The organism is Lampropedia puyangensis (assembly GCF_004833285.1).
GTDB lineage: Bacteria > Pseudomonadota > Gammaproteobacteria > Burkholderiales > Burkholderiaceae_C > Lampropedia > Lampropedia puyangensis.
The window spans coordinates 354,908-367,510 of the sequence record NZ_STFG01000001.1 but is presented as its reverse complement, the minus strand read 5'-3'; the positions used below and the strand labels follow the sequence as shown (position 1 = coordinate 367,510).

11 protein-coding genes and 1 riboswitch are annotated in these 12,603 nt (G+C 57.2%); of the genes, 1 reads left to right on the top strand and 10 read right to left on the bottom strand.

Annotated elements, in window-relative coordinates; translation table 11 throughout:
- The first annotated feature begins 7 nt into the window (after window positions 1–7).
- Entirely contained in the window at window positions 8–418 is a 411-nt protein-coding gene (locus E9531_RS01460; protein ID WP_136571954.1) for a type IV pilin protein, read from the top strand.
- A 182-nt stretch (window positions 419–600) separates the two neighbouring features.
- On the opposite strand, the gene E9531_RS01455 is transcribed toward E9531_RS01460, so the two are convergent.
- The 10 genes from E9531_RS01455 to E9531_RS01410 all read right to left on the bottom strand — a co-directional run bounded on the left by E9531_RS01455 (window position 601) and on the right by E9531_RS01410 (window position 11,999).
- Window positions 601–2,082, bottom strand: a complete 1,482-nt coding sequence (locus tag E9531_RS01455) for a cobyric acid synthase (protein ID WP_244609928.1) — start codon at window positions 2,080–2,082, stop codon at window positions 601–603.
- 35 nt (window positions 2,083–2,117) lie between these two features.
- The gene (locus E9531_RS01450) at window positions 2,118–3,281 is read right to left on the bottom strand and encodes an aminotransferase class I/II-fold pyridoxal phosphate-dependent enzyme (RefSeq protein ID WP_136571953.1); all 1,164 of its coding nucleotides are present in this window, start codon (window positions 3,279–3,281) and stop codon (window positions 2,118–2,120) included.
- 17 nt (window positions 3,282–3,298) lie between these two features.
- Complete coding sequence (gene cbiB / locus E9531_RS01445) at window positions 3,299–4,345, bottom strand: adenosylcobinamide-phosphate synthase CbiB (RefSeq protein ID WP_244609927.1); 1,047 nt, start codon at window positions 4,343–4,345, stop codon at window positions 3,299–3,301.
- Window positions 4,346–4,405: 60 nt separating this feature from the next.
- Window positions 4,406–4,975, bottom strand: coding sequence for a cob(I)yrinic acid a,c-diamide adenosyltransferase (gene cobO / locus E9531_RS01440; RefSeq protein WP_136571951.1), 570 nt, complete (start codon window positions 4,973–4,975; stop codon window positions 4,406–4,408).
- Between the two features lie 69 nt (window positions 4,976–5,044).
- Window positions 5,045–5,851 (bottom strand): ABC transporter ATP-binding protein, encoded by an 807-nt coding sequence (locus E9531_RS01435; RefSeq protein WP_342210839.1) that lies wholly within the window; start codon window positions 5,849–5,851, stop codon window positions 5,045–5,047.
- A 7-nt stretch (window positions 5,852–5,858) separates the two neighbouring features.
- A complete protein-coding gene (locus E9531_RS01430) occupies window positions 5,859–6,884 on the bottom strand; it encodes a FecCD family ABC transporter permease (protein ID WP_136571950.1) in 1,026 nt (341 codons plus the stop codon).
- Window positions 6,885–6,898: 14 nt separating this feature from the next.
- On the bottom strand, window positions 6,899–7,804 hold the full coding sequence (locus tag E9531_RS01425) for an ABC transporter substrate-binding protein (protein ID WP_136572241.1): 906 nt from the start codon (window positions 7,802–7,804) through the stop codon (window positions 6,899–6,901).
- Window positions 7,805–7,878: 74 nt separating this feature from the next.
- Window positions 7,879–8,580 carry a bifunctional adenosylcobinamide kinase/adenosylcobinamide-phosphate guanylyltransferase gene (cobU, locus tag E9531_RS01420; RefSeq protein ID WP_136571949.1) on the bottom strand — a complete coding sequence of 234 codons (702 nt, stop codon included), beginning with the start codon at window positions 8,578–8,580 and terminating at the stop codon, window positions 7,879–7,881.
- On the bottom strand, window positions 8,577–10,106 hold the full coding sequence (locus E9531_RS01415; protein ID WP_136571948.1) for a cobyrinic acid a,c-diamide synthase CobB: 1,530 nt from the start codon (window positions 10,104–10,106) through the stop codon (window positions 8,577–8,579). Before E9531_RS01415 ends, cobU begins: the two co-directional genes overlap by 4 nt.
- Before the next feature lie 78 nt (window positions 10,107–10,184).
- The gene (locus E9531_RS01410) at window positions 10,185–11,999 is read right to left on the bottom strand and encodes a TonB-dependent receptor domain-containing protein (protein WP_244609926.1); all 1,815 of its coding nucleotides are present in this window, start codon (window positions 11,997–11,999) and stop codon (window positions 10,185–10,187) included.
- A 190-nt stretch (window positions 12,000–12,189) separates the two neighbouring features.
- A riboswitch (cobalamin riboswitch) is annotated at window positions 12,190–12,478 on the bottom strand.
- Window positions 12,479–12,603: the final 125 nt, after the last annotated feature.

Sequence of the window (12,603 nt, the reverse complement as noted above, 5' to 3'; positions counted from 1 at the left end):
AGTTCCAGTGCGCAACGATGAACAAGGCTTTACGCTGATCGAATTGATGATTGTGGTCGCAGTAGTAGGCATTCTTGCTGCCATTGCCTACCCCTCCTACCTCGAGTATGTTCTGCGCTCTCGACGTGCAGAAGGGCAGGCTTTTTTGAACGAAGCCGCTGCGCGCATGGAACGCTACAGAGCGCAAAACGGCATCTATACCGTTGATACCAGCAAGCTGAACATGCCCAACGGCAACAAGTCTGAAAATGGCTATTACCAACTCAGTATTACAAATACAGACAGCTACACTTTGACAGCTACCCGTCAAGGCGCCCAAGTAGCAGATAAAAAATGTGGTAACCTGACTTTAAACGCTGCAGGACAAAAAGGGCTGACCAACAACACAGGCGGCACAGTCGCTTCTTGCTGGCGCTAAACATGTTTACGACCGACACGCAAACCGCGTTGAAGTCCCAAAGCGTACGCTACGCGGCAAAAAATGCAGTCAGGCAATCTGCCTGGCCGGGATTTTTCACAAAACAAAGCGTCTTTTAGGCCCAATCAGAGAGGCAAGACACAAAGAGGGCATTGTGGCATTGACCGGCGAACACTACGCCCTTACTCAAACCACTGACTGACCCCATCACGCATATGCGCAAACACGGAATGCAAGCTCGTCGATCGCCCTCCCCAGAGGGCGTACATGACCGCATCACTCTCAAACATCCCATGCAAATAGCACCCCAATACATTGCCCTTGGCATTCGCCCAAGCTAAGTTGGCTATAGCAGTTTGCACACCACCTTCAGCTTCTGCCATCGCCACATAGGTGCGGGTCTGTCCTTGGTGGATTTCGTAAGCATGGAATGCGACATCTGATAACGCATTCCATGCCCCTTTCAATGGGGCAAATTGATGCTCACCATAGCGCACAGTTTTGTGTTCCTCAAACACCGTAACCAGCGGCAACAGGCCCAGACCTGGTTGATTGCCTTGCACATCCGCTGGGTCAATCAGGCTTTCCCCCAGCATTTGTAAACCACCACAAATCCCGAGAACGGGCTTACCCGCTTGGGCATGCGCACAAATGGCGCGGTCCAAGCCTTGGGACCTGAGCCAGCGCAGGTCTGAGCCTGTGGCTTTAGATCCTGGCAACACAATCCAATCCACGTCGTCCACATCGCGGCAATCGCGTGCCCACACCAAACGCACACCAGGCACATTTTTGAGGGTTTGAAACTCATCGAGATTGCTGATCCGTGGGTACGCGACAATGGCGATTGTGCGCAATGCCTGTCCAGCCACCGGCGCACCGACAACACTGCGGTCATCGAACACACCATCCTCTTCAGGCAGGCCATGATTACGCACCATCGGAATAGTGGCCACCACCGGCACGCCCGTCATTTTCTGCAACATCTCTGGCGCTGGGGCCAGCAAGCTGGCGTCACCACGGAATTTGTTGAGGACAAAGCCTTTGATGAGGCGCTGGTCTTCAGGCGCCAGCAAGGCCCACGTGCCATACAAGTGGGCAAAGGCGCCACCACGGTCAATGTCGCTCACCAACAAAGCATGTGCGCCGCAGTGCCGCGCCACGCGCATGTTCACTACATCACTGCCACTGAGATTGATCTCAGCTGGGGAGCCTGCGCCTTCAATCACCACGACATCTACCTCTTGGCGCAAGGCATCAAGCGCGCCAGCGATTACAGGCCAGACATGCTGGCTGCGCGCGCGCCAGGGCATCTGCGTCAACGCGGCATCCACCTGCCCCAGCAATACGACCTGGCTATGGGTATCAGCCTCTGGCTTAAGCAGCAAAGGATTCATGCGCACATCAGGCACGGCCCCTGCTGCCAGCGCCTGAAAGTATTGCGCACTGCCTATTTCACCGTAGCCGCCATCCGCAGTGGCCACCACTCTGGCGTTGTTGCTCATGTTTTGCGCTTTGAAAGGGGCCACGCGGTAGCCTTGTGCGCGGTACCACGCACATAAGGCCGTCGCCAGCCAGCTTTTACCAGCACCACTGGTGGTGCCAAGCACCATCACACACAAGGCAGCTGTTTGGTTCGTGGCAGGAAGGGGCAAATGAGAAGGCATACAGATTCAGATCAACGAAAAAAAGGCGCAACGCACTAGGCAAACGATGCAAGCGCCTGCCGCCAAGCCTGAGCCAGCGCACTTTGAGCAACAGGTGACTGCACACTCAAACGAACGTGGCCGGGCAAGCCCATGGAATCAGTCTCGCGCAACTTAACGCCTTGTGCACGCATGTGCGCCAGCAAGGCGTGCCGTGCGTGAAGCGGGTCTTGCGCTTCACGCACGGCGCGGGGCCAGGCGGGTTCAGCCACACAGTAATTAGCCACACTAGCTTCTTGCACATGCCAGCCCATGGTTTGCAGCATGGCCATTTGCGACTGTTTCCAAACCCGCAATTGCGCCCGTGCATTGTGCAACCACTCTTGCACAGGCACGGCCATCCAAGCCTCCAATAGAGCAACCCCATGCGCCCCCACTGGCCAAGAGGGGGCAAGTGCCTTCAATTGCCACATGCCCTTCTGCCATGCCTGCGCGCCATTGGCATGGCTGGGTTTGCAAGGCGCAATCGCATAAGCAGCGCGCACGCCCGTTAACCCCAAGGCTTTATTTGGTGAAAACAATTGCCAGCACAGTGACTGCCGCGCTTGCGCCGCTGCATGCCACGCCATGCCGTCGTCAAGCAGTTCCAGCGGTGCATATGCCGCGTCCAATACACGCCACCATGCACGCTCAGCACCAAGTGCTTGCGTGTCTTGCCACTCACATAGGCGCGTATCGTGTACCCCATGAGGGCTGCTGGGGCTGCACACCCATTCCAGCCCATGCATAACGGGCGTTTGCTCAGTATCTTTTGCAAGCGGCAACGATGCCCCCATCAACACGGGCCGCCGCTGTACAGCTATGCCCAATGCTTGCGCATGCCGCGCGTAATCGCCATAAGCAGGTTGCGGCACACAAGTGGCCGTTGCCCCCCGCAACAAGGCGGCCAACTGCAGCCGATGGATCAATTCACTGGCGCTGCCCCCCAACACCACCTGTTCGGCAGCAACGCCATGCCATTGGGCCAGTGCCGCTTGCAACTGTGTGTAATGCGGATCTGGGTAACGGCTTGGATCTGCCTGTTGCACTTGCTCCAAAGCAAAGGGGCATGGGCCACACGCATTGCTATTGGTTGAAAAATCGAAACGTGCGACTCCTTGTGCATCTACCCCACCGTGGCTCCACGTGAGTTGTTCTGAGACCATCATTGGTTCATTCATGTTGATTCCCCATGGCATCAAGCCACACCCAGTGCAAGCAGGCCCATCGCCACGACGCCAGCCAGCACCGCATGCTGAGCCAGCGTAATAGCCAGAGGGATATCTTCTGCGGCGGCTGCACGCCCGGCCGGATTGAGCACATACACCCCTGGCTTGCCCAAACGCACATGCAACAGCAATGCCATGGTCGCCATCGGCCAACCGCTGTTGGGTGATGGGGTTCGAGCGGCTTCTTGGCAAAGTGTGCGCCAAGCTGGTATGGCCAGCGCCACCGCCGAGGTGGCGCTGAAACAAACATGCGCTAGCTTCGCGCTGATCAGCAGCAGCAGCACTGCCGTCAATCGCGCAGGAATGGCTGAGAGCACATCATCGGCGCGTGCAGCCCACTTCCCGGCCCAAAACCAATGGCGTGTCCCACGTTGGCCGGGGTAGCCCCACATGGCATCGGCCGTATTCGCAAAACGGTAGAGCACCGCGCCGGGCAACCCCAACACGGCAAACCAAAACAGCGGCGCCAGCACCGAATCGTTGAGGTTTTCAGACAATGACTCCAACGCGCTTTCACGCACCTGCGTGGCATCGAGTACCTTTGTATCGCGACTGACCAAGCGTGCCAGCTGCTGTTGTCCTTGCGGCAGAGAGTGTTCCAGCGCCGTTTGCACTCCTTGCACCTCTTGGCGCAACATGCGCCAAGCCAGCATAGGTTTGAATGCCAACGCCAGCAACGCCACGGCAAAGGGCCAAGGCAATTGCTTTGCAATGCATTGCACTCCCCACCCTAATCCCACGCACAACAACGCAATGGCACACCATACAAGAGCCCCACGCCAAAAAGTGGCGGGTGCACCGCCAAGCCGCAAGGTATTAGCCAGTGCGTTGTCCTCAGAATTGGCACGTGCAAAAACCCATGCTTCAGCCCACTGCAAACTGCGCCCCATCCACACCACAGGGTGCCAACGCAATGGCGGCTCACCAAAGTAGGCATCCAGCGCCATGGCTGCAACCATCGCCAAAACCATTTGCAGTGGCCAAGGCAGTGCCTGCGGGGCAAACCATTCAAGCATCATGCCCCTTTGTCGAGACCAGCCTATTAACGTTTTGCATCACCAGTCATTGCCTATAGGTCAGTCTTCAATTCCACGCTGAGCAGGAATGCCCGCTTTGTAGGCGTGCTTGATCAACTGCATTTCTGTGACGGTATCGGCTATGTCGATCAACTCTTGCGGGCAGCGGCGCCCTGTCACCATCACATGCACATGGCTGGGCCGGGCCTTCAAATCCTCAATCACTTCTTGCAATGGCAACCATCCATAAATCAACGGGTAGGTCAGTTCATCAAGCACCACCAGAAAATAGGCGCCACTCAAGATAGCCTCACGAGCCTTGGCCCAACCCTGGCGTGCCAGTTCAGCCGATTGGTCGATGTCCTTGCTCTTCCAAGTAAAGCCATCACCCAGCCCCTCCACCGGAACACCTAATGCCTCAAAAGTGCGGTGTTCACCAAAACGCGCTGTCGGCACTTTCACAAACTGAAAAATTTTGACTGCCTTACCACGCCCATGTGCACGCAATGCCAAACCAAAAGCTGAGGTACTTTTGCCTTTGCCATTACCGGTATTGATCAACAGCAACCCACGCCGAGGGCCTTCCTGAATTTGCCGCACACGGTCCACCGGGGGTTGTTCGACTTGCATATTCTTATCCTTTCATTCATTGCATCGTTGCCGCAGACAGCTGCAAGCAGCCGCCCCATTAACGCACCGCTAGAGGCGCGGCACGGCGGTCCACATTCCATCCACTTGTCGCACCACAATCCGGTGCTCAAATACAGCCTCAACAGCTGCACGGGTGGCGGGATCGTCGCACGCACCTGCATGCACGATGCGCCCGCCATGGACGATCACCAGATCATCAGCCTGCAACGCCACGGCCACTTCGTGCAGCACACTCACAAGGGTCACCCCTGATCGCACCAACGCACGCATATCCAACAGCCATTGGGTTTGGTGGGGAGGATCCAGATTGGCAAGCGGCTCATCCATCAGCACCACAGAGGCCTGCACTGCCAGCACGCGCGCCAGCATCACCCGCTGGCGTTCACCACCTGAGAGCTCGGCCAAGCTGCGCTCTCTCAAATCCCAAGTGTGGGTGCTGCGCATCGCATCGGCCACGATGGCGGTGTCTTTAGCGCTGGGCGTAGCCAACCAGTTCTGGTGTGGCATGCGCCCGAGCATGACGGTATCAAATGCGGTCAGATCGTCCATAGCGCGCTCGCTCTGCCCCAGCCACGCCAACAACTGCGCTCTGGCGCGTGGTGCCATCGCCTCAAACGCTTGCCCAAACAATTGCACCTGCCCCTGGGCAGGCTGCAACCCAGCCATGGCTTTGAGTAAGGTCGACTTGCCTGCCCCGTTAGGGCCAATGATGCTGGTCCAACGTGCCGCACGTACCTGCAAGTCAATGCCCTGCAGTACTGCCTGCCCCCCCAACATCACATGCAAATTAGCAACCTGAAGCGCATAGGGCATCGTTGGCGCAATGGTCTGGGTAATGTGTTGTTTAACGTCCATCGCCCCCTCAAGCCCCCAAACGGCGTTGGCGGTGCATCAAACGCAACAAATAACCGCCACCTAAAAGCGCCGTCAGCACCCCTACAGGCAACTCTTGTGGGGCCACTACCCAACGCGCCAATAAATCAGCCGAAGCCAATAGAACTGCCCCCATCAAGGTTGACAGCAACAACAGCCAGTTATGCCGTACTTTTACATTGGCCCTGACCAAATGCGGAGCAGCCAAACCAATAAAAGCCAGCAACCCTGTTTGCGCGACTGCAGCCGCTGTTGCCAGCGCCAACACTGCAATCAATGCCGCTTGCATCGCCCCCAACGGCAACCCTAAGGAGCGGGCTGTGGACTCCCCCAGCGCCAAGCCATCAAGCACACGACTCAAACTCCAGGCAGCCACCAATGCCAGTACCAGAGCAATCGCCATAATCAGGCACGATTGCCAACCAATGGCTGATGTCGTACCTAAGGTATAGGACTGCATGCTTTGCATGATGTCAGGCCGCAGCAATTCAATCATGTCTTTACAAGCGCCCAACACCACGCCCACAATGACCCCGGCCAATAACAGGCGCAAGCCGCCACTGACGCCTTGTGCCAGAGTCAATGTCAGGACAACGGCCAGCACCGAGCCGACAAAAGCGGCTCCCGTCAGGCCCAAATAACCAATCACAGACAATGCAGCTGTTGAAGAGCCACTCATAAATAATGCCAAAGCAACACCGAGCGAAGCCCCTGATGAGCTGCCCAGCAGGTACGGATCGGCTAATGGGTTCCTGAACAATCCCTGGGCCACACAACCGGCCAAGCCCAATAATCCCCCAGCCAGCAAAGCGCCCACAGTTCTTGGCAAACGAATATCCCACACGATTTGCCATGTCACAGGGTCTTCTCGCATGGTCCATACCGCTTCCAACCCTTCGCTGCCCACACCAATCCCCAGAAGCACCAAGCCGCTACACAGCAGCAATAAGCCCACTAGCAAACGGTAGGCCGGGCGATGCTGCCGCGCAGTTACTTGGGAAGTTAAAACAGGCATAAGAAGGGAGTCGCTCACTGTGCTGGGGCCGCTACCACTGCTGCGCCATTGGCTTGGGCCGCCCCATACCAACGGGCCACGCATTGCGCCATCAACTCGGCCGCTTCATTCATGCGCGGCCCCGGACGCACCAATACATTGGCTTCATCTGCATCAAACTGGCACACATGCCCTTGCTGCATGGCACGCATATTCTTCCAGCCAGGGTACTGGAACTCCGGCACCATGGAGCGGCTACTCACCATCAGAATATCTGGATCGGTACGCAAAATGAACTCTGGTGTCACACGAGGAAAAGGCCCCAAATCAGCTGGCAACACATTGCCTAAACCCAAAACGGTCAGAGTTTCTCCAATAAACGATTGGGGCCCTGCACCATAGGGGCCACGACTGACTTCAAAATACACCCGCAAACCTCCGGCTTGGCGCGGCAAACGGGCTGCCGCATTTTGCAGGCCTTGTTCAATGGTTTGCCAGACTGCAAAAGCGCGTTGCGCCGCTGCGGCATCTGCGCCATACAACAATGAATCGAGCACTTCGAGAACACGTTTGACGTCTGCGTGGGTTTTAGGCTCCAAGGCCACCACCTTCAGGCCCAATGCCTCTAAACGTTGCGATGCCCGTGATGACACCGAGATCAGCACCACATCCGGTTTGCGTGCCACAACCGCTTCAATATTCGGGTCCAGTCCGCCACCAAGCACAGGCAAGGCCTGAACCGATTCTGGGTAGCGTGAATAGCGATCCACCCCCACCAGACGATCACAGGCTTTTAGTGCGCACACGCTCTCCGTCAATGAAGGCAGTAGACTGACAATGCGCTGTGGAGTCGTCGCAAACGCCACGCGCTGGCCGCGATCGTCCTCCACAACAACGGCATCTGCCGCTGCTGCTGAACTCCACACCCCACCTGTTGCCATTGCCAACAGCGCAAAGCCAAGCCGAGTACACCAACCTGCCGCTGATCGCAAAGCGAGGTGTTGCATCTTGGTTCTCATGGTTGCCCCCCTTGGTCACATGGTTCACTTCGCAACGGGTCCACCACGGACTGCACTGTACTTGCCGCGGCAAGTGCTTTCACATCCACGGCTTGCCCTGCTACCACCAAAACCACCTGCTGACTCACAACAGCCACCGCCTGATTCAACATACCAAGCTCATCGGCAAAAACGCGTACAGCACGGCCCATAGGCATCACCCCCCAGCCCATTTCATTGCTCACCAATAGCACTGGGCCAGCGGCTTGCTGCAAAGCATTAAGCAATGCCTGTCTGGCAGACTGAAACTGCTGACGACGCATGCGCAAACCCATCGGCTCATCAGCACCATGCACCTCCATAGGCATTAGCCAATTGGTAAGCCATAAGGTCAGGCAATCAACCACCACCAGTGTTTGCGGCGTACTGCACTGTGTAATGGTATCGGCCAATTGCAAGGGCTCTTCCACGGTTCTCATGCGGGGTGCGCGGTGGAAACGGTCCGCTTGGTGGCGCGTAATGCGTTCGTGCATTTCATCGTCCCATGCTTGCGCGGTAGCTACCAAGACAGCCTCATGCTCAGGGTGGGCCAACCAAGAGGCCGCCACCATTTCAGCATGGCGCGATTTGCCACTTTTCTGTCCACCAAGCACCAGCGTGACAGCTGGTGAAGCGGCTTCCGGGCTGGCTTGGCCCGCAATGCGGCAGTAGCTATTCATTCAAGATCCCCCAAGAACAAACGCGCTACCCACCGCGGGCTAGACGCAAACCACGCATGGAAATAGCTGGCCACCAGACTGCCATGCCGGTACACCGCTTCCCCTGCTTGCGCAGCCCCCGGCTTACCTGGCGCTCGCGCACCAGGCAGCACAGGGCGTACTGTGCGCCCCCACGGCGCAACAGGTGTCTGCAGGGTGGAGTAATGGAACGTATGCCCACGCAATGGCGAAGGCACAATGCCACGCCCTTTATCCTCTGTACCGCCAGGCCAAGCCAGTTGCTGGGGCCCTAAACCAGCTAATCGCGGCTGCATACTCGCCAGCCCGGGCAGCAGCCCCCACAAAGGATGTTCTGTTCCATCCCGTAGGCGCACCGCCTCGCACAATGCCACCATGCCACCGCACTCTGCCCACATGGGTTTACCGCACAACCAGTGCTGGCGCAGCGATTGCTGCACGCGTGTATTGGCGCGCAAGGCCGGTGCATGCAATTCGGGGTAGCCACCGGGCAACCAAACCGCATCGCATGCAGGCAAATCATCTCCGGCCAATGGTGCGAAAAAGACCACTTGCGCGCCCAAGGCGTGCAGCAACTGCACATTGGCAGCATAAACAAAGGCAAAGGCCGCATCACGCGCCACTGCAATGGTTTTACCCTGCAACAAAGGCGGTACGTCAGCTTCAGCAGCACACAACTGCGGTCCTGCTGGCGATGCGCCAATTGAAGGCACTGTGGCACTCCAATCCACCGACCAGCGCGCTTGCCATTCATGCCAGGGCATGTGCCCCAACACCGTCTGCGCCAAAGCATCGGCGGCGCTATCTAAGCGCTGCATGGAATCAGGCATTTCGCTTGCTGAAACTAAACCCAAATGCCGCTCAGGCATGAATGCGCGAGCCCCTGTTGTCTTATCATGCGCTTGAGCCGAAAAAGAAACAGGCGCCTGCAGTTTAGGCATGGCGCCTAGCCAATCACCCGCTTCCTCGAGGCTTTGCTCCAGCAAATTCGCATGGTGTTCACTCGCCACACCATTACACAGCACACCAGCCCAGCGCAAATCAGGCCGATAGTGCTTCAAACCGTGCACTAGGGCTGCGCATGTTTGCGCCATGGAACCCACTTGCAGCACAGGCATCACGGCAATATTCCAGCGCTGCGCTAAATCAGCCGCACTGGGGGTGCCATCGAAGAGCCCCATCACACCTTCTACGATGACGACATCGGCCTCTTGCGCAGCTTGCTGAAAGCGGGCATGGATATCGGCCTCGCCAGTCATCCACAAATCCACGTTATGCACAGGTGCACCGCTGGCCAATTCATGCCACTGCGGATCGAGAAAATCCGGCCCACATTTGAAAATACGCACACGCCGACCTTGCCGCACATGCCAGCGCGCCAATGCCGCTGTGACCAAGGTTTTCCCCTGCCCAGAAGCAGTAGCGGTGACCAACAATGCCACACACTGCGCCTCAGCCTTCACACCAGCAGGTGGGCTTAAGGGCGGAGGTGATGCCAATTCGGTCATGTCAAACATTTCATGTCATTGGTGAGTTGATGGCCCACATCAAGGCGCCAGTCGCGCCCTTGATGCAAACACGCCCGCTTACTTACTAGGCGTCCACTTCAGCCCAACATACAAGGTTCGGCCTGCAGTCGCGTAGGTTCGGGCAACTTCATAGTTCTTGTCGCCCACGTTGTTGACCCGCGCCGTCAGCAGCCAATCATCCCCCAATGCTCGGCTGGCCGTCAGGTTCCACAAGGTATAGCCGCCCAATCGGTTGTTGGCGGCAGTGCTGCCCGCACGATCCCAACGGAAAGAAGAGGTTTGCATTTCTGCCCCCAGCAAAAAACCCGCCAGATTGTATTCGCCCCCCAGTTGGGCGTGGCGCTTGGCACGGCGCGCCAACATATTGCCGGTGCCCACGTCTTTGGGGTCTTGCCAGTCGATAGAGCCATTGAGTCGCACACCTGCCAGGCGCGTCTGCCCCGCCAGCGTCACCCCTTCATAACGGGCCTTGGAGGTGTTCTCATAACAACCAAAAGTCGATACACAAGGACCTGGTGCTGAGTAGGTGATCTGGTTTTTCACCGTGTTGCGAAACACCGTAAGCGACAACCAATGTGCATCCTGCGAGAAAGTCACGCCGGCCTCCACATTGCGGCCTTTTTCAGGCTCCAGCGTAGCCACGCCGTAGTCACTAAAACGTTGGTACAACGTTGGCGCACGAAAGGCTTTGCCGGCTGAGGCATGCAGCTTCCATTGGGGTGACAGCGCCACGCCATAGGCCAAGGAACCTGTGGTTACACCGCCAAATTCGCTGTCGTCGTCATAACGCGCGTTGGCTTGCACCGTATGTGCCCCCAAAGTCAAACCATAGCCCAATGCCAGCGCATTTTGTGCTCGCTTGCGGTTGATGGCGCCGTTTTCAAGGCGGTCTTCACGCCGCTCCAGTGCAGCGGTAAAGCGGTGGTCTCCCAACGAGAATTCGTTGTGCAGCAAATAGCTGCGAATGCCGGTATCAGTACGGTAAACGCTGGGCGAGGTTTCATACACAGCGCTTGAATCACTGATGCTGAAGGTGCTGCGGTATTGGTCGCTCCAATCCGCATCCCAGCTCAAACTCGCGGCATGCATTTGGTGTTTGTTGCGGTCGTCCTGGTTGGCACTGGCGTCATAACCAGAATTGAGGTAACTGCCCATCCAGGAGCCTTGAATGCGGTGCTGTTGGTTGAGTTGGTAGCCCAACTTGGCCTGGCCTGAGGATCGACGAAAGCCATCTTTATCGGGGTTGTAGCCATAAACTGAGGCATCGCTGCGGGCATTGAATCCATCGCTGCGCTCGTAGCCACCACTGAGGGCGTAATCCCAGCCATTGGCCGCCCCACTCAAGCCTGCAGACGCATCCTGCGTGCCTTGGTTACCCAGCCCCACAGCCACAAAAGGGTGCGAACCTGCTTGACCCTTACGCGTAAAAATCTGCACCACACCGCCAATCGCATCAGAGCCGTACACCGCTGCAGCAGGGCCACGCAATACTTCAATACGATCAATCATGCCTAAAGGAATAGCTTCCCACGGTGCGCCACCGGTTGACTGCGAATCCACACGCACCCCATCAATGAAGACTGCGGTATAGCGTGTTTCCGTTCCGCGAATGAAAACGCTGGTAGTGGTGCCAGGCCCACCGTTGCGGGAGATCTCAACCCCTGGTAAACGTGCCAACAAATCAGCCACGCCCGTTACGCCGCTTTGCTCAATAGTGGTGCGGTCAATCACCGAAATATCGGCCAGTGCATCTTGCATGCGCTGCTCGGTGCGATTGGCGGTAACGACCACTTCATCCAGATAGGGATTTTGAGCATGGGCTGCTCCCATGGCAGCAACAGCGGCAAAAGGAACACAGGTGGCACGCGCCATAAAAGAAAAGCGCGAAGACGAGCGAATAAAAGAACGCGCGCCAACGCGCGAAAAAGGCATCGAGGACAAGAACATCGAGTTTCAACCCAGCATGAAGCGCCACACCAACCTCCCCGTCGGTATTGGCAAAAATGCAGTCCACCAGTGCATGCACGTTCCGTTTCCAGAAATCATGCATCACACCTGTTGGGCACACACCACTTTGCAGGCCGGTATCCGGGCTGGCGACTTAAAACCCAGTCGAACACAGAAGCGCTTGACCAAGCTCTAACCCTTACTCAGCCTTCCCAGCTTTTTCATTTTTCAAAAGCCAGTGGCATGGTATCGAGGGGGCAGGCGCCTTGTGCGCCTGATTCGCTCACCGTTGCGGGGGCAGCGCAGGCTAGAGTCCATTCTGTAAAGAACACACTCACCCTGCTTCCCGTTGAACTGCCATGGCCTGAGCGACCATGGCGAGCACCTGCAGCGGCGCTTATTGTAAGAGCTGTTGTAACAGCGCTTGCAGGACGATGGCTTATTCAATCGCGTCAACCACGTGACTATGCGCAGCCATCCCCATTAAAACGCCACTGCAGTTGTGTCTACCGTTGCTGCTGCGGCCAAC